13 protein-coding genes are annotated in these 17,150 nt (G+C 65.8%); 8 read left to right on the forward strand and 5 right to left on the reverse strand.

Translation table 11 applies throughout. From position 1 onward, the window contains the following. Positions 1 to 17 precede the first annotated feature (17 nt). Genes glgX through CAFEL_RS07300 form a run of 5 tightly spaced genes read left to right on the forward strand, consistent with a single transcriptional unit; the run spans position 18 to position 7,651 of the window. On the forward strand, positions 18 to 2,186 hold the full coding sequence (glgX, locus tag CAFEL_RS07280; protein ID WP_194559525.1) for a glycogen debranching protein GlgX: 2,169 nt from the start codon (positions 18 to 20) through the stop codon (positions 2,184 to 2,186). Beyond that, a complete protein-coding gene (locus CAFEL_RS07285) occupies positions 2,186 to 3,577 on the forward strand; it encodes an exonuclease domain-containing protein (RefSeq protein WP_194559526.1) in 1,392 nt (463 codons plus the stop codon). The genes glgX and CAFEL_RS07285 overlap by 1 nt, the downstream gene beginning before the upstream one ends. A 54-nt stretch (positions 3,578 to 3,631) precedes the next feature. Next, on the forward strand, positions 3,632 to 4,213 hold the full coding sequence (locus CAFEL_RS07290; protein WP_194559527.1) for a hypothetical protein: 582 nt from the start codon (positions 3,632 to 3,634) through the stop codon (positions 4,211 to 4,213). A 10-nt stretch (positions 4,214 to 4,223) separates the two neighbouring features. Further along, positions 4,224 to 6,587: a malto-oligosyltrehalose synthase gene (treY, locus tag CAFEL_RS07295; RefSeq protein ID WP_194559528.1), complete on the forward strand. Its 2,364-nt coding sequence runs from the start codon at positions 4,224 to 4,226 to the stop codon at positions 6,585 to 6,587. 14 nt (positions 6,588 to 6,601) lie between these two features. Further along, positions 6,602 to 7,651 (forward strand): GTP pyrophosphokinase, encoded by a 1,050-nt coding sequence (locus CAFEL_RS07300; RefSeq protein WP_228496178.1) that lies wholly within the window; start codon positions 6,602 to 6,604, stop codon positions 7,649 to 7,651. A 1-nt stretch (position 7,652) separates the two neighbouring features. Here the strand turns inward: CAFEL_RS07300 and CAFEL_RS07305 are convergent, their stop codons facing one another. The 4 genes from CAFEL_RS07305 to ilvA are packed head-to-tail and all read right to left on the reverse strand — an operon-like array spanning position 7,653 to position 10,238. After that, positions 7,653 to 8,021, reverse strand: a complete 369-nt coding sequence (locus CAFEL_RS07305; protein ID WP_194559841.1) for an RNA-binding S4 domain-containing protein — start codon at positions 8,019 to 8,021, stop codon at positions 7,653 to 7,655. Between the two features lie 16 nt (positions 8,022 to 8,037). Next, the gene (locus CAFEL_RS07310) at positions 8,038 to 8,271 is read right to left on the reverse strand and encodes a hypothetical protein (RefSeq protein WP_181888708.1); all 234 of its coding nucleotides are present in this window, start codon (positions 8,269 to 8,271) and stop codon (positions 8,038 to 8,040) included. A 19-nt stretch (positions 8,272 to 8,290) separates the two neighbouring features. After that, positions 8,291 to 8,932 carry a YigZ family protein gene (locus CAFEL_RS07315; protein WP_194559529.1) on the reverse strand — a complete coding sequence of 214 codons (642 nt, stop codon included), beginning with the start codon at positions 8,930 to 8,932 and terminating at the stop codon, positions 8,291 to 8,293. 4 nt (positions 8,933 to 8,936) lie between these two features. After that, positions 8,937 to 10,238, reverse strand: coding sequence for a threonine ammonia-lyase IlvA (gene ilvA, locus CAFEL_RS07320; protein ID WP_194559530.1), 1,302 nt, complete (start codon positions 10,236 to 10,238; stop codon positions 8,937 to 8,939). 135 nt (positions 10,239 to 10,373) lie between these two features. Between ilvA and CAFEL_RS07325 the strand changes: the two genes are divergently transcribed. The 3 genes from CAFEL_RS07325 (at position 10,374) to CAFEL_RS07335 (ending at position 13,464) form a co-directional block, all read left to right on the forward strand. Then, positions 10,374 to 12,233 carry a choice-of-anchor I family protein gene (locus tag CAFEL_RS07325; RefSeq protein ID WP_194559531.1) on the forward strand — a complete coding sequence of 620 codons (1,860 nt, stop codon included), beginning with the start codon at positions 10,374 to 10,376 and terminating at the stop codon, positions 12,231 to 12,233. A 154-nt stretch (positions 12,234 to 12,387) separates the two neighbouring features. Continuing rightward, positions 12,388 to 12,909, forward strand: coding sequence for a hypothetical protein (locus CAFEL_RS07330; protein ID WP_194559532.1), 522 nt, complete (start codon positions 12,388 to 12,390; stop codon positions 12,907 to 12,909). 36 nt (positions 12,910 to 12,945) lie between these two features. Next, on the forward strand, positions 12,946 to 13,464 hold the full coding sequence (locus CAFEL_RS07335; RefSeq protein WP_194559533.1) for a hypothetical protein: 519 nt from the start codon (positions 12,946 to 12,948) through the stop codon (positions 13,462 to 13,464). Positions 13,465 to 13,538: 74 nt separating this feature from the next. Here the strand turns inward: CAFEL_RS07335 and dnaE are convergent, their stop codons facing one another. Continuing rightward, positions 13,539 to 17,099, reverse strand: coding sequence for a DNA polymerase III subunit alpha (dnaE, locus tag CAFEL_RS07340; RefSeq protein WP_194559534.1), 3,561 nt, complete (start codon positions 17,097 to 17,099; stop codon positions 13,539 to 13,541). Positions 17,100 to 17,150 lie beyond the last annotated feature (51 nt).

Genomic DNA, 17,150 nt, shown 5'->3' on the forward strand with positions numbered 1-17,150 from the left:
CACTAAGCTGTGACCCCATGAGTGAGACCATCGTCTGGCCCGGTTCTTCTTACCCCCTGGGCTCCACCTTCGACGGCGCAGGCACGAACTTCGCACTGTTCTCCGGCGTCGCGGAGAAAGTGGAGCTCTGCCTTATCGACGACGACGGGGCGGAGACCCGCATCCCGCTGGAGGAAGTGGACAACCACGTCTGGCACGCCTACCTGCCCGGAGTGAGCCCGGGCCAGCGCTACGGCTACCGCGTGCACGGGCCGTGGGACCCGCACAACGGCAAACGCTGCGACCCGAACAAACTGCTGGTGGACCCGTACGCGCGCGCCTTCGACGGTGAATTCGACCAGCACTCCTCACTGTTTTCCTACGACGTGCACGCCGACGAGCCGGGCACCGGCCGCAACGAGGAGGACTCGTTGGGCCACACGATGCTGTCCGTGGTGATCAACCCGTTCTTCGACTGGGGCGATGACCGCGCGCCGAAGATCCCGGAGGGCGAGTCCGTCATCTACGAGTGCCACGTCAAGGGCATGACGCAAACCCACCCCGGTATCCCGGAGGATCTGCGCGGAACCTACGCCGGCATGTCGCACCCGGTGATGGTGGATTACCTCAGGGACTTGGGCGTCACCGCCATCGAGCTGCTGCCGGTGCACCAGTTTTTGCAGGATGACCGCCTGCGGGACCTAGGCCTGCGCAACTACTGGGGCTACAACACGTTCGGCTTTTTCGCCCCGGAGAACAACTACGCCTCCTCCACCGCGCCCGGTGATGCGGTGGCCGAGTTCAAGCAGATGGTGCGCACGTACCACGAGGCGGGCATCGAGGTCATCCTGGACGTGGTGTACAACCACACCGCCGAGGGCAACCATATGGGCCCGACCATCGCTTTCCGCGGCATCGACAACGAGGCGTACTACCGGCTGGTGGACGACGACAAGTTCCACTACATGGACTACACCGGCACCGGAAACTCCTTCAACGTGCGCTACCCGCACTCGCTGCAGCTGATCATGGATTCGCTGCGCTACTGGGTCACGGACATGCACGTGGACGGGTTCCGCTTCGACCTCGCCTCCACCCTGGCCCGCGAGTTTTCCGACGTGGACCGCCTGGCCACCTTCTTCGACCTGGTGCAGCAGGACCCTGTGGTCAGCCAGGTCAAGCTCATCGCCGAACCGTGGGACGTGGGCGAAGGCGGCTACCAGGTGGGCAACTTCCCCGCCCTGTGGAGCGAGTGGAACGGCAAGTACCGCGACACCATGCGCGACTTCTGGCGCGGCGAGGACTCCACCCTCGGCGAGTTTGCCTCGCGGCTGACCGGTTCATCGGACCTGTACCAGCACAACGGCCGGCGCCCCACCGCATCCATCAACTTCATCACCGCCCACGACGGATTTACCCTCAACGACCTAGTCACCTACAACGACAAGCACAACGAGGCCAACGGCGAGGACAACCGCGACGGCGAGAGCCACAACCGCTCGTGGAACTGCGGCGCGGAGGGCGACACGGACGACCCGGAGGTGCTGGACCTGCGGGCGCGGCAGCGCCGCAACTTCCTGACCACCCTGTTGTTGTCCCAGGGCACCCCGATGCTCGCCCACGGCGACGAAATCGCGCGCACCCAGGGCGGCAACAACAACGTCTACTGCCAGGACAACGAGATCGCCTGGATGGACTGGTCCAGGCTCGAGGAAGCATCCGACCTGCACGACTTCACCCGTCGGCTGATCGAGCTGCGCCGCGACCACCCGGTGTTCCGCCGCCGTCGCTTTCTCGCCGGCGGCGCGTTGGGCGACGAGGAGCACGGCCGCGAGATTGCGTGGCTGACACCCGAGTGCACACTGATGACGCAGGACGATTGGAATACCCCGTTCGGGCGTGCTCTGATGGTGTTCTTGGACGGCGAAGCTATCGCCGAGCCGGACGCACGCGGACAGCGCGTGGTGGATGATTCCTTCCTGTTGATGTTCAACGCCCACTACGAAGACATCGACTTCACGGTGCCGGGCGCCGAGTTCGGCGACGAGTGGGAGGTAGTCGTGGACACCACCGAGGCGCTCGGCGTACGCGAGGACGCCGAGCCAGTCCAGCCCGGCGCGGCTGTGACCGTGGGCCAGCGTTCGACCGTGGTGCTGCGCCGCACCCAACCACCCGCAGGCGAAGGAAATTCGGAGGCCAGCCAGTAATGATCACCGCGCACGGCGCAACGTTGACCGTGACCAACGAGGCACTGACCCTCACCCCCACCGCACTCGCGGCCTCGTTGCGCGGCGGCAACAACTCCCGCGAGGTGACCATCACCGACATCGCAGGCACCACCTCCGTCGCGGGCGACGCGTGGACCCGCCCGCGTGTGGACATCGACACTGCCGGCGGCACTGTGGCCGTCTGGTTCGCTCCCGGCGACGAGGAGGGCCCCGCCGAGCTCTGCAAGCTTCTCGACGACGCAAAGCACGGCCACGCACCTGCCACCGGCACCGTGGCCGGCGGCGCCGGCATCCCTGGCTTTTCCTTCGTCGGCTTCGACGTAGAGACCGCGAACCGCCGCTGGGGCTCGATTTGCCAGATCGGCCTGGTGAAGATCGTTGACGGCGAAGAGGTGGACCGCGCCTCGTGGCTGTGCAAGCCGCCGGCGTCTCTCGCACAGTTCGAGGAGGGCAACGTGGCCATCCACGGCATCACCGAGCAGGATGTCGCCGACGCGCCGGACGTGTGCGACTGCATTCCGAAGATGGCCGAGTTCGTCGGCGATCTGCCTCTGGTGGCGCACAACGCCCAGTTCGACGCCTCCGCGCTGCGCGACGCCTGCCAGGCCTCCGACGTCGAGGTGCCGCAGATGCTGTTCGCCTGCACGCTCGCCCAGGCGCGCTCCACCAAGCTGGACGTGGCCAACCACCGCCTGCCTACCCTGGCGGAGCACTTCGGCATCACGCTGGACAACCACCACGACGCCTGCGAGGACGCCGCGGCCTGCGCCGGCGTAATGGTGGGCCTGGCGCGCCAGGCCGGCCATACCGGCAGCCTGATGACCTTCGTGCACGACTCCGGCTTCACGCTCGGCTCCATCGACGCCGCCCGCGTGACCCCGGTGTTGCGCGACCGCTCCGGCGCGGGCCGCACCATGCAGGCGGAAAAGGCGGCCCAGGGCGGGGTCGCCGCCGCGGTTGCAGCATCCGCGGCGCCGCAGGGCTCGAATCAAGCGGGCCCGGCGAAGCGGGCGCAGCAGAACAAAGGGCCCCAGCGCCCCTGGCAGTCCGTGGCCACCCCAGACACCGTGCCGGAGCCGAACACGGACGCAGATCCGAACGCGCCGCTGTACGGCGAAAATGTCACGCTGACCGGCGAGTTTGAGCCGCACGACAAGGGTGAGCTGTGGCAAAAGATCGCCGCACAGGGCGCGCAGGTGGGCAAGAACGTGACGAAGAAGACCACCGTGCTGGTGGTGGGCGAATGGGCCACGGTGACCTCGAAGGAAAAGCGCGCCCGCGAGCTGAAGGACAAAGGCCAGGACATCCAGATCTGGCAGGCCGACCAGCTGCTTGAGGCGCTGGGGTTAAACGAGCAGCCGCCGTTTTAGAAAAACTTTCGGCCTTTCGGGAACCGGGGCGGGTGCGGTTGCGTCTAAGTAGCCATGCAGCTTCTCCAACACGCACCCGTTCCCACCACGGCGATCACGTTGCGTCTTGCGCACGTGGACGGCGCGGCAACTCGCGCGCGCATCGCCGCCGGCTTTAGCACCTCCACTGCCTTTATTAGCCTCTCGCCTGGCCTGGTGTGCGTATTCGACTCGCCTACCTCCACCGGCCTTACCCACCAAGAGGTCGGCGCCGCGGGTGTGAGCGCCCATCAGCTGTGGAACGCCGCGGCGGAACAGCTGATCTCCCGCGCGCAGCGCGACGACGGCGTGGAGTTCTTAGTACGTTGCCCCAGCGTCGCGCTGGACTGCGACGAGCTGCCGCGAGGCTTCGAGGTGGACGGACACGACTCCCCCGCCGCCTGGTGGCTTTCCCACCCACGCACCTTTACCCTGCTGCACCGCCACTTCGAGGCCGTGCTGCGGCCGGAGACCGGGCTGGTCTACGCCACCCGCGACTGGCGCGAGCTATTCGTTTTCGACGCGGACGCCGACGAGGTGGCGCAGCACCTGCCCGGCGCGAATGTGCTGGCCTACTCCGTGGGGTTCCCCCTGCTGCGCCACGCAAAATCCAGCTAGGGTGTGGGGCGTGAAACGCCCCATCACCTCCACGTACCGCCTGCAGCTGCGCGGCCCGCATGCGGACCCTCACGGCCGCGAGTTCGGCTTCGCCCAGGCCGCCGAGCTTGTGCCCTACCTGTCCGACCTCGGGGTCTCGCACCTGTATCTCTCCCCGATCTTCGCGGCCGCGCCGGAGTCCAACCACAACTACGACGTGATCGACCCGACCGTGGTCAACCCGGAGCTCGGCGGCATTGACGGGCTGCGCGGGCTCGCCCGCACGGCGCACGACGCCGGGTTGGGGCTGGTGGTGGATATCGTGCCCAACCACCTCGGCGTGGAGGTGCCGCGGCGCAATCAGTGGTGGTGGGACGTGCTCAAGCACGGCAAGGATTCGGACTACGCCCACTTCTTCGACATCGACTGGGCCGAGGACAACGGCGCGGGCGGCAAAATCGCGCTGCCGGTCCTGGGCGCACCCGGCGACACGGACGCGCTGAAGCTCGAGCACCTCGACGGCGAGGACGTGCTCACCTACTACGACCACGTCTTCCCGCTCGCCCCCGGCAGCTACGCCGACCTCGACGACGACCCGGCCGCCGTGCACGAGCGCCAGCACTACCGGCTGATGTACTGGCGCGACGGCATCATCACCTACCGCCGTTTCTTCTCCATCAACGGCCTCGCCGGCGTGCGCCAGGAGGACGAAGACGTCTTCAACGCCACCCACTCCTGCCTGCGGGAACTTGTGGGCGAGGGGCTTATCGACGGCGTCCGCGTCGACCACCCCGACGGCCTGACCGACCCGTTCGGCTACCTCACACGGCTGCGCGAGCTCATCGGCCCGGACACCTGGCTGATCGTGGAGAAGATCCTCGCGGCGGAAGAGCCGCTGGACCCGCACTTGAACATCCACGGCACCACCGGCTACGACGCGCTGCGCGAGTTCGACGGCGTCTTCGTCGACGCGAACGCCACGGGCGCACTCAGCGAGCTGGCGCGTGAGTACTCTGGCTCCACCTGGGACGCCGACGCGGTGGAGGCTGCCGAGTGGGAGCTCAAAGCCCGCATCGCAAACGAGGAACTCGCCCCGGAGGTGCGCAGGCTTGCCCGCGCCGTGCGCCGCGACAGCCAAACTTTTAGCGACGTCACCGACGCCGAACTGACTGAGGTGCTGGTGGCGCTTGTGTCTCGCATGCCGGTCTACCGCGCCGATTACCGCTGCCTGTCGCGGGTGACGCCAACGCTGATCGCGCAGCTGGCCGAGCTCGGGCACAACCCGGCCGCGCTCGACCTGACCGCCGCCGCGCTCGCCGCGTCCGGCGAGGCGGCCCACCGTTTCGCCCAGGTCTGCGGCGCGGTTATGGCCAAGGGCGTGGAAGACACCCTGTTCTACCGCGCGTGCCGCCTGGTGGCGCTGCAGGAAGTCGGCGGCGCGCCGGGCCGGACCGGGGTGAGCCAGGCCGAGTTCCACCTGCTCCAGGCAGAACGCGCCGCGCTGTGGCCCCGCACCATGACCGCGCTGACCACCCACGACACGAAGCGCAGCGAGGACACCCGCGCCCGCATGCTGGAGATCGCGGAGCTTCCCGACGAGTTCGCCCGCCTGATCCGCGACGTGTTCGCGCTGACCCCGCCGCCGGATGAGGCCACCGGATACTTCCTCATCCAGAACATCCTCGGCGCCTGGCCCCGCGACGGCCACGCCACCGAAGAGTTCACCCGGCGCCTGCAGGACTACGCCGTCAAGGCCGCACGAGAGGCGGACCGGTTGACCAGCTGGCACGACAACGACCACGAGTTCGAGGCCCGGCTGACCGATTGGATCGCCCGCCTCACCGACGGCCCCGCAACGCAGCTTCTCGCAGACTTCGCCCGCGACCTCGACCGCGGCGGCGTGGCCGTCTCCCTCGGCCGCAAACTGCTGCAGCTGGTCGGCCCGGGCATCCCGGACACCTACCAGGGCACCGAGTTTTTGGACTTCTCGCTGGTGGACCCGGACAACCGCCGCTTCGTCGACTATCAGGCGCTTTGTGCTGGTGAGGCGGCGCCGGAGGACGTCGATAAGCAACGCATTGTGCGCGCCGCCCTCACCTTGCGCCGCGAGCGCCCGCAGCTCTTCCTCGACGGCGGTTACCGCGCGATCTTCGCCGCCGGCCCCGCGCGCGAGCACGTAGTGAGCATGGCGCGCACACTTGACGACGAACCACAGGTCATCGCCGTAGCAACCCGCGCCCCGCTCAGCTTGGAGCGCGCCGGAGGCTGGCGCGGCACCACCCTCGCCCTTCCCGAAGGCACCTGGACCGACCGGCTCACCGGGCAGAAGTATTCCGGCACTGTGGAAATGTCGCAGCTGTGCGCCGGACTACCTGCGGTGCTGTTGTCCATGTAAGCTATCCCGCCGTTATGAGCACTGCAAAGCATCCCGCAAAGCCTGAGAAGCCGAGGAACAAGGCGATGGACGACACCATCGCCCGGCTCGGGTCGACCTACTTTGCCTGGATGCGCGAACACGACGACATCGCGACCGCGTTTCGGCACGCGTTGCACGAACTCATGCGCGACGCCGGCGTCAACTTTGACCGCGTGGACGCGCGCGTGAAGTCCTGGACCTCTTTGAAGGAAAAGGCCCGCAAGACGCGCGACGACGGTGAGATGGTCTACCCCGACCCGTGGCACGACATCAAAGACATCATCGGCGCGCGCATCACGGTGCTGCACTCCACTGAAATCCCGGCCGTGCAGCGCCTCCTCGCGGACCAGTTCGAAGTGCTGCGCAGCGTGGACAAGGCCGAAGAAACGCGCGTGGCCGGCGGCTTCGGCTACGGCTCGCACCACATGATCGTGCGGGTGCAGGAGCAGTCCGAGGGGCTGGAAGAGTACGTCGGCCAGGTCTTTGAGGTGCAGATCCGCACCGTGCTCCAGCACGCCTGGGCCGAGTTCGAGCACGACATTCGGTACAAGCGCGCCACCGAGAACCTGGACCCGCAGGTGGACCGGGCTTTCACCCTGGCTGCGGGCCTGATAGAGCTTGCAGACCAGCAGTTCGACCAGATCGCGTCGCTGGCGAACCCGGAGGATCCGGCAGACAAGGTCAACACCGAGGTGGACGCGGAGATCTCCCCGGAGACCCTGCCGGGCATCCTCACCGTACTGCTGGGCAACCAGTTCCCGCTGTCGCGCGCGGGCGACTACCGTTTCTGCACGGAGCTTTTGCGCGCCCACGGCATGGAGCACGTCTCCGACGTTGCGGAGCTGACCAACCCGGCGGACATCGAGGCGATCTCGAACTCGCTGTCCTACCCCTTCGTGCCGGGCCAAGTGCGCATCGTGGACGATTTGCTGCTCAACCGCTTGGGCACCGAACACATCGAGCGCACCTGGGACGCCGGCAACCGTCCGCAGGTGCGGCGCAAGCGGCTGACCAACCGTTTGCGGCTTTTGCGCGGCGAGTAGTTCAGTTGCGCCGACCCATCAGCCGGTCGATCTCGCGGCGCTGCTTCTTCGTCGGCCTGCCTGTGCCGCGGTCGCGCACCGGCGGGGCCGCGAACAGCTCGCGCGGCGGGGGCGGCGGCGAGTGATCGACGTAGCACGACCGGGCAACCGGCGCGCCGACGCGCTTGCTCACGGTCGCCGCCACCTCAAGGATGTATTCGCGGTGGTCCTTCCACACGCGCACCGTCTCGCCGGGGACGACCTGCTGGGCGGGCTTGACGGCCTTGCCGTCGATTTTCACGTGCCCGGCGCGCACCGCGTCCGCGGCTTGGCTGCGGGTTTTGAAGATGCGCACGGCCCACAGCCAGGCGTCGATGCGCACCGCCGCCATGGTTGGCTGGGTCAAGCTAGTACTGGTCCTTGTGGTTGACGATTCGCTGGACCTTGTTCCAGTTGGTGAACCCGCCTGCGACAGCAACGACAAGGCCGAGGAACAAGAAGGTCCAAGAACTGAAAATCAGGCCGAAAGCGATGCCTCCGGCAACGCCGCCGCCGGCCCACAGGACGGCGTTGCGGGAGTACTGGCGCACGGCGGCCTTGCGCTGTGCGATCGGGTCATTGGGGCGCGGCTGCATGGTCATGGCGTCTAAGTGTAGCGCCTTACGCGCCGCGTTCGACCCAGCGGTAGCCGGCCTCTTTCATCTCGGCGCCGCCGTGAGTGGCGGCGGCCAAAAGTGTGTCCACACGATCGCGCTCCCCCGGCGTGAACGCCAGCGTGTAGGTGGCGGCGCGCCCATACTCCACATCCACGACGTCGATGCCTGCGGTGCGCAGCTCCGACTCGATGCGCCCAGCTTCGGCGTGCGGGAAGTCCACGGTGCCCAGCTCACGTACCTCGCGGGTGACGCGGGTGACGTGCTCCAGTGTGTCGGCCACGGACTCGGTGTATGCGCTGACCAGCCCGCCGGTGCCGAGCTTGATGCCGCCGAAGTAGCGGATCGCAACCGCCACCACGTCCTGCATGCCGGAGCCTTTAAGCACCTCCAACATGGGTTTGCCGGCTGTGCCGGAGGGCTCGCCGTCGTCGGATGAGCGCTCGAGGGGCTGCGCTGCGTCCTGGTGCACGATGAACGCGGAGCAGTGGTGGCGCGCGTCCGGGTACTCTTCGCGGGCGGTGTTGATGACCTCGCGCGCCTCTTGCTCTGTGGTTGCGCGGGCGATCCAGCCGATGAACCGGGAGCGTTTCACTTCGAACTCGTGGGTGACCAGCTCATCTGCGGGGCGTACGTACGACTGCTCCATCGTCTTAACCCGCCACGATGTAGTCGTACTCCGGTGTGCCCGGCTCCAGGCGACGGCAGTCGATCGCCGACTCATCCATCCGCCCCAGCAGCGGAGCGAGGTCCTCGGCGCGGGCGAGCTCGATGCCAACGAGGGCCGCGCCGGTTTCGCGGTTGTTCTTCTTCAGGTACTCGAACAGGACGACGTCGTCTTCCTCGCCGAGGATGTCGTTGAGGAAGTGGCGCAGCTGGCCCGCCTCTTGCGGGAAGTTGACCAAAAAATAGTGGCGCAGTCCGCGGTGCACCAGGGAGCGCTCCATCACCTCGGCGTAGCGCAGCACGTCGTTGTTGCCGCCGGAGATGATGCACACCACGGTCGAACCGGGCGCCAGTTCCGCCAGTTCCAGGCCCGCCACGGACAGCGCGCCGGCGGGCTCGGCGATGATGCCTTCGTTTTGGTACAGCCCGAGCATCTCGGTGCACACCGCGCCTTCGTCCGCGGCGTAGAGCTCGGTGGTGTCGCGGTGGGCGTTGAAAATCTGCCACGGGATGTCGCCGATGCGCTTTACCGCCGCGCCGTCCACGAACGGGTCGATGGCCTCCAGGGTGACGGGTTCGCCCGCATCGCGCGCCGCGCCTAGCGACGCCGCACCTTTCGGCTCCACCCCAACCACCTTCGTCGCCGGGGACATGTCAGCCAGGTAGGACAGCACGCCGGAGATAAGCCCGCCGCCGCCCACCGGCACCAGCACGGTGTCCAGCTCTTTGCCCAGGCTGGCCAGCTGCGCCACGATCTCGGCGGCGACGGTGCCCTGGCCGACCACAGTGTCGCGGGAGTCGAACGGCTCGATCACCGTCGCGCCGCGTGCCGCGGCGTCCTCGCGGGCGGCCTGCGCGGCCTCGTCGAACGTGTTGCCCGTGACCACAAGTTCGATGGCGTCGCCGCCGTGGACGCGGATGCGGTCGCGCTTCTGCTTCGGGGTGGGCTTGGGCACGAAGATCTTTCCTTGGATGCCCATCGCGCGGCAGGCGTAGGCCACGCCTTGGGCGTGGTTGCCGGCGGACGCCGCCACGACACCGGCGGCGCGGGCCTCGTCCCCCAGTCGGGAGATGCCGTAGTAGGCGCCGCGGATTTTGTAGGAGCGCACGTCCTGCAGGTCCTCGCGTTTGAGGTAGACATTAACGCCGTACTGCTCCGACAACCGGGGGCAGTACTGCAGTGGAGTCGGCGAAATCACCGATGAGATCCGGCCTTGCGCGAACCGGATGTCGGCTGCGTGGACTTCCTCGAAGGCGGAGTCGGATGTGTTCGGTGTGGCTGTGCGCATGGTTAGCGAGTCTACAACTGCCCCGCTCGTTTACTCCCCCTTCACCTCACCGTAACTTCGCGCCCACCTTCAGGCTGTACACAAGAACACGTATTCGTTTTCAGCTCGTTTTTACAGCTCCCTGAAAGGTCCCCCATGCCCGGAAACCGCATCTCCCGCACCGGCCTCGCCGCCGCGTGCGCCACCGCCCTCACCCTCGGCCTTGTCTCCCCGGCAACCGCCGCCGTCGTTGCTGAGCCGGTGAAGGATCTCGCCGACGGCGCTACCGCCGACATCTCGGTGCTGGGCTCCTACGGCGCAGGCGCCTTTGACGAGTCCGCCGCCGAGATTGTCGCCTTCCACGCCGATTCCAAGCGCATCCTCACCGTCAACGCGCTGTCCGGCAAGATCGACGTCCTCGACGCGGCTGACCCCTCCAGGCTCACCAAGGTCGGCGAGGTCTCCGGCGGTAAGAACACCACCATCAACTCCGTCGCTGTGCGTGCCGACGGCCTCGCGGTGGCCACCGTCGAGCCAGAGAACAAAACCGATGCCGGCGAACTGATTTTCTTCGACGCCGGCGCCGACACGCCCGGCACCGTGCTCGGCCGCGTGGGTGTCGGTGCCCTGCCGGACATGGTGACCATCACCCCGGAGGGCGATTACGCACTGGTAGCAAACGAGGGCGAGCCCGCTGAGGACTACTCGGTTGATCCAGAGGGCAGCGTATCCGTCGTAAAGCTTCCTGATGCTGTAAAGACCGCGACCCAGGCCGATGTGCGCACCGCGGACTTCACTGCGTTCGAAGGCACCTTGGCGGATAAGGGCGTGCACATCTACGGCCAGGTGGGCGCCTCCACCACCGAGGCGCAGAACCTCGAGCCGGAGTACATCGCCGTCGCGGGCGGCAAGGCGTACGTGACGCTGCAGGAAAACAACGCCGTCGCCGTGGTGGACATCGCCACCGCCACCGTCGAGGACGTGTGGCCTCTGGGCTACACCGACCGCCGCGAGGTGCCGATGGACATCTCCGACAAGGACGGCAAGATCGACATCCGCACCGCACCGGTTAAGGGCATTCTGCAGCCGGATTCCATCGCCGCCTACGAGGTCGACGGCTCGACCTACCTGGTCACAGCCAACGAGGGCGACGCGCGCGACTGGGAGGCCTACTCCGAGGAAGAGCGCATCAAGAAGCTGGGCGGCAAGAAGCTGGCCCCGATCTGCGAAGGCTACGCGGGCATGACCGCCAGCGAAATCGAGGAATTCCAGGCCGACGAAAACGCGGGCCGGCTGAAGATCACCACCGCGTTCGGTTTGAACGAAGAGAAGAACTGCTACGAGGACCTCTACACCTACGGCGGCCGCAGCTTCTCCATCTTCACCGCCGACGGCAAGCGCGTGTTCGACTCCGGCGCCGAGTTCGAGGAGCTCACCGCGAAGCTTCTGCCGGAGTATTTCAACACCAACCACACGGAAAACGAGTTCGAGTCCCGCTCCGATGACAAGGGGCCGGAGCCGGAGGGCGTCACCCTCGGCGAGATCAGCGGCCGCACCTACGCGTTTGTCGGCTTTGAGCGCATCGGCGGCGTGATCGTCTACGACATCACCGACCCAGCGAAGCCGGCCTACACCGCCTACATCAACAACCGCGACTTCTCCATCAATATGGAAGAGCTTGCCGACGAGGGCGACGACGCCGTGAAGGCCGGCCTGGAGAAGGTTGGCGACCTGGGCGCCGAGGGCCTTACCTTCGTGCCGGCGAAGGATTCCCCGAACGGCGAGAACCTGCTGATCGTGGGCAACGAGGTGTCCGGCACCACAACCGTGTTCCAGGTGGACTCGCTCATCGAGACACCGGCCAAGCCGGCCGAGCCCGCTCAGCCGGGCAACGACGCTGCCGGCAGCTCCCTATCCAAGGGCGGTGTGATTGCGATCGCACTTGCTGCCGTGGCGCTGGTTATCGGCGCGCTGGGCGCGCTCGGTAGCGTCGTGAACTCGATGTTTGCCAAGTAATTGGGTGGCGGCGGACAACTGCTGTCCATGAAATAAACGCCGCCGCTTCACTACATTTTTAACCATAAACCTGCTAGGTTCATCGGGGTGTCATGTCGGGCACAGCGCCCACATCGACTGTTTTGGATCTTCTACGAGGAGAATAAGAGAACATATGAAGCGTATTTCCACCGCAGCCGTGGCTGCAGCAACTGCTCTGTCCCTGGCCACCGTCCCGGCGATCGCTCAGGAGGACACCGCGGCTACGACCACCACCCCGGCTGCAACCACCGCTCCGGCTACCACCGAGCCGTCCGAGCCGACCGAGACCACTCAGCCGACCGAGACCACCTCCGAGCCGACCGAGCCGTCTGAGACCTCCACCCCGGCTACCACCGAGCCGACTGAGACCACTCAGCCGGCGCCCACCACGAAGCCGCAGCAGCCGAAGCCGCAGCAGCCGAAGCCGCAGACCTCCGGCTCCTCCCAGGGCACCCTGGTCGGCATCTTCTCCGGCACCCTCGGTGCTGTGCTGACCACCTCCCTGATCGTATTCTCTGACCCGCGCGGCGCGAACAAGATCATCGATATGGTCAACGCACAGTTCGGCCTGGGTCTGCCGCACCTGTACACCCCGAAGTTTGAGCTGCCTAACTTCCAGCTGCCGAACTTCCAACTGCCGAATCTTCCCTTCTAACCCACCCGCTCTCTTTCGCCTGAGGAAGGTCAATCAATGAAGTCCCGTTTCGTAGCCGTGTCTTTCGCGGCAACCGCTATCGCTGCCGGCTCCCTTGCGGGTGCTGCAGCCGCCGCCGAAGCTGATACTTCGACGACGACCACGTCCGTCTCTGCGGAGCCAGCCACCACGGCAACGCAGGATTCCACCCCGGCCACTACGGCGTCGACCAAGACCAGCGAGCCAGCCCCCACCACGGAAGGCCCGGTAGTAGTCGAGCCGACCGGTACCACCACCCCGGCTACCACCACCCCGGCTACCACCGGCAAGGAGAAGCCGACGGGCCCCAACGTCGCAACCATCACTCCGACGGCGACCTACACCCCGCCGGCATGGCTGCAGCCGTCCTCCTACGAGGAGCAGGCACTCACTATCATCACCAAGATCTCGGTCTGGGTCACTGCCCTCGCAGCGGCGATCAGCTCCCTCATGGTTGTCGTGGGCGCTGTCCCAGGCCTGAAGGAGAACCTCAAGAACCTGAAGAAGGACTTCAAGACGCTGACGGGCCAGCAGTAAAGCCTGCTGCGTATACGCCAAGCCCCGTCCGGTGTGACCGGACGGGGCTTTCCGCTTGGTTTTGGGGCCGCGCGCTAGCCCAGGATCCCGGCGCCGAGTGTCGCCTTGAGGTCGCCCATCAAGCTGGCCGAGCGGTTCACGCGCAGGTGGTCACCCAGAATCATCAGCTGGCTGTGTTCTCCGTTGACCAGATTCAGGTAGACGTCCGAATCGCCGGCGTTGTTCACCAGTACGCCTTTAAGTTTGGCGATATTCTCCGCTGTGCACTGATCCGTGCGCATGGTCAACCTCAGCGGCAGCCCGGCACCGTTGCCGGGGCCAAGCTCCGGCACCTTCACGTCATCGCCGAACAGGCTCATGCGATCGTCGCGGATGGAAACGTGCGCCTTGACCAGAATGATGTTGTCCTCCACGATTTGAGGCGCGACCAGTGCGTACACCTTGTTAAACAGCAGCACATCCACCTGTGCGCCATGGTGGTCCTCGATGGTCACGATCGCCCACGGGGAGCCATCCTTCTTGGAGAAACGGCGGTCCACGGTGGAGATCAGCCCGCCGATGGTCACCTCTGCCCCGTTTCGCATTTCTCCGGAGAGGATGGTGGTCAGCTGCGTATCCGTCTGCGCGTCGATGGCCTCCTCGAAACCGTCGAGCGGGTGGCCGGAGACATACAGGCCGAGCATCTCACGTTCCAGTGCGAGCTTATGTTTGCGGTCCCATTCGTCGTCAGGCACCTCGATGGTGAACGCGGAGTTGTCGGCGCCATCTTCCCCGCCGAAACCGGCGAAGAGGTCGAACTGCCCCTTGTCCGCCGCCTTCTTTGTGGCCAGAACGGAATCGACGGCGTCTTCCTGGATGAGCATGAGCCCCTTACGCGGGTGCTCCAACGAGTCGAATGCCCCGGCTTTGATCAGCGATTCTGTGATTCGCTTGTTGCAGGCCGCCAACTCGATCTTGTCCAGGTAGTCCGAGAAGCTGGTGAAAGAGCCCTTTTCCTTCCTGGTTTTCTTGATGGACTCCACCACTTCCACGCCGACGTTTCGCACAGCGGCAAGCCCGTAGCGGATGTCTTCGCCAACAGCCATGAAGTTTTCTTCGGACTCGTTGATGTCCGGCTGCAGCACGCTAATGCCCAGGTGGCGGCAGTCCGACAGATAGATCGCGGACTTGTCTTTCTTGTCGCCCACAGAGGTCAGCAGTGCCGCCATGTACTCAGCGGCGTAGTTCGCCTTCATGTACGCCGTCCAGTAGGACACCAGCGCGTAGCCCGCGGCGTGGGACTTGTTAAACGCGTAGGAGGCGAACGGCTCGATCGTGCCCCACAGCGCATCCACGGCCTCCTTGGAGTAGCCGTTGGAGAACATGCCGGCGGAAAACGTCTCGTACTGCTTCGCCAGCACCTCCGGCTTTTTCTTACCCATGGCCTTGCGGAAGCCGTCTGCTTGGCCCGCCGTGTAGTTCGCCACTTTCTGCGAGATGTTCATGATCTGCTCTTGGTAGACGATCAGGCCGTAGGTCTCATCCAGAATCTCCTTGAGCGGTTCTTCCAGTTCCGGGTGGATCGGCGTAATCGGCTTGCGCCCGTTCTTACGGTCGGCGTAATCCCAGTGGGCGTTCACACCCATCGGGCCTGGGCGGTACAGCGCCAGCGAGGCGACAATATCGTTGAATCCGGTCGGCTTCATGCGCTTGAGCAGCTCCTGCATGCCGCCCGAGTCCAGCTGGAACACGCCTAGGGTGTCGCCGCGCGAGAGCAACTCGTAGACCGCCTGGTTGTCGGTGTCGAGTGCCTCGAGGTCGATGGTTTCGCCGCGGTTTTTCTTCACGTTCTCCAGCGCGTCACCCAGCACCGTGAGGTTGCGCAGCCCCAGAAAGTCCATCTTCAGCAGGCCAATGGCCTCGCACGCCGGGTAGTCCCAACCGGTGATGATCGCGCCGTCCGCCGGGCGCTTCCACATCGGAATATGCTCCATCAGCGGCACCGAGGCCATAATCACCGCACACGCGTGCACGCCTGCCTGCCTGACCACGCCTTCCAGGCCGCGGGCCGTCTCATAGATCTTGGCCACGTCCGGATCCGTCTCAATCAGCGAGCGGACCTCCGCGGCCTCGTTGTAGCGCTCGTGCTCCGGGTCGGTGATGCCAGAGAGCGGAATGTCCTTCGCCATGATCGCCGGCGGCAGTGCGCCGTTGATGCGGTCCGCCATCTGGAAGCCGGGCTGGCCGAAGTTCACCTTGGCCGAGTCCTTAATCGCCTGCTTGGTCTTCACCGTGCCGAAGGTGATCACCTGGGCGATCTTGTCTTCGCCCCAGCGCTCTGCGGCGTAGGTGATCATTTCTCCGCGGCGGCGGTCATCGAAGTCGATATCGATATCCGGCGCGGAGGGGCGCTCCGGGTTCAAGAATCGCTCGAAGAGCAGGCCGTGTTCCATCGGGTCGATGTTGGTGATCGTCAGCGCGTACGCGACCAGGGAGCCCGCCGCAGAACCACGGCCCGGTCCGACGCGGATGCCGATCTCGCGAGCATGCTTGATCAGCTCCGCCACGATGAGGAAGTAGGACGGGTAGCCCTTCATGTCGATGACATCGATCTCGTAGCTCGCGCGCGTCAGGTATTCCTCCGGCACGTCTCCACCATCGAAACGCTCCTTCAAACCGCGCAATACCTCTTCGCGCAGCCACGTCGTCGGCGTGTGCCCCTCCGGCACGTCCGCGATCGGCATACGGTCGTGCGGGTGCTCCTCCCACAGCTCGCCGTAGTCGCCGACGCGCTCCGCAATCCACAGGGTGTTGTCGCAGCCGTCCGGCACCGTGGAATCCCACAGCTCGCGCATCTGTTCCGCGGACTTGATGTAGTAGCCGGAGCCGTCGAACTTGAAGCGGTCCGGATCAAGCAGCGTCTTGCCGGTCTGCACGCACAGCATCGCCTCGTGCGACGGCGCCTGAGATTCGAGCACGTAGTGGCAGTCGTTGGTCACCAGCGGCGGCAGATCCAGCGCCTGGCCGATGCGCAGAAGGTCCTCGCGCACCCGCCGCTCGATGTGCAGGCCGTGGTCCATCAACTCCAGGAAATAGTTGTCCTTGCCGTAAATGTCCTGCCACATCGCCGCCGCCTCGAGCGCGGCGTCGTACTGGCCGAGGCGAAGGCGCGTCTGCACATCGCCCGACGGGCAGCCCGTGGTGGCGATGATGCCGTCCGCGTGCTCGGCGATCAGCTCCGCGTCCATGCGCGGCCACTTGCCCAGCTGGCCCTCGTAGGACGCCAGCGACGACAGCTTGAACAGGTTGCGCAGGCCTGTCGCATTTTCCGCCAACATCGTCTGGTGCAAGTACGCGCCGGACGCGGAAACGTCGTCACGCTTCTGGTCCGGGGTGCCCCAGAGCACGCGCTTTTTGTTGAAGCGGGACTCCGGGGCCATGTACGCCTCGATGCCGATGATCGGCTTGACCCCGGCATCCACCATGCGGCGGTAGAACGCGTTCGAACCGAACATGTTGCCGTGGTCGGTCATGCCCACCGCGGGCATGCCCTGGCGCACAACTTCGTCGGCGAGCATGTCCACCTTCGCCATGCCGTCCAACATGGAGAACTCGGTGTGGTTATGCAGGTGCACGAAGGAGGATTTTTTGGCCATGCGGCTCATCTTAGACGGCACGCCGACAGGCGCGAATCCCCTCGAAAACCG

The sequence above is a fragment of the Corynebacterium afermentans subsp. lipophilum genome (assembly GCF_030408375.1).
GTDB lineage: Bacteria > Actinomycetota > Actinomycetes > Mycobacteriales > Mycobacteriaceae > Corynebacterium > Corynebacterium lipophilum.

Bases quoted from the DNA above. Each gene is read 5' to 3' on its own strand.
- CAFEL_RS07300 (WP_228496178.1), top strand. From the start codon at position 6,602: ATGAGCACTGCAAAGCATCCCGCAAAGCCTGAGAAGCCGAGGAACAAG.
- CAFEL_RS07315 (WP_194559529.1), bottom strand. From the start codon at position 8,932: ATGGAGCAGTCGTACGTACGCCCCGCAGATGAGCTGGTCACCCACGAG.
- ilvA (WP_194559530.1), bottom strand. From the start codon at position 10,238: ATGCGCACAGCCACACCGAACACATCCGACTCCGCCTTCGAGGAAGTC.
- CAFEL_RS07290 (WP_194559527.1), top strand. From the start codon at position 3,632: ATGCAGCTTCTCCAACACGCACCCGTTCCCACCACGGCGATCACGTTG.
- CAFEL_RS07310 (WP_181888708.1), bottom strand. From the start codon at position 8,271: ATGACCATGCAGCCGCGCCCCAATGACCCGATCGCACAGCGCAAGGCC.
- glgX (WP_194559525.1), top strand. From the start codon at position 18: ATGAGTGAGACCATCGTCTGGCCCGGTTCTTCTTACCCCCTGGGCTCC.
- CAFEL_RS07285 (WP_194559526.1), top strand. From the start codon at position 2,186: ATGATCACCGCGCACGGCGCAACGTTGACCGTGACCAACGAGGCACTG.
- CAFEL_RS07330 (WP_194559532.1), top strand. From the start codon at position 12,388: ATGAAGCGTATTTCCACCGCAGCCGTGGCTGCAGCAACTGCTCTGTCC.
- CAFEL_RS07325 (WP_194559531.1), top strand. From the start codon at position 10,374: ATGCCCGGAAACCGCATCTCCCGCACCGGCCTCGCCGCCGCGTGCGCC.
- dnaE (WP_194559534.1), bottom strand. From the start codon at position 17,099: ATGGCCAAAAAATCCTCCTTCGTGCACCTGCATAACCACACCGAGTTC.
- CAFEL_RS07305 (WP_194559841.1), bottom strand. From the start codon at position 8,021: ATGGCGGCGGTGCGCATCGACGCCTGGCTGTGGGCCGTGCGCATCTTC.
- CAFEL_RS07335 (WP_194559533.1), top strand. From the start codon at position 12,946: ATGAAGTCCCGTTTCGTAGCCGTGTCTTTCGCGGCAACCGCTATCGCT.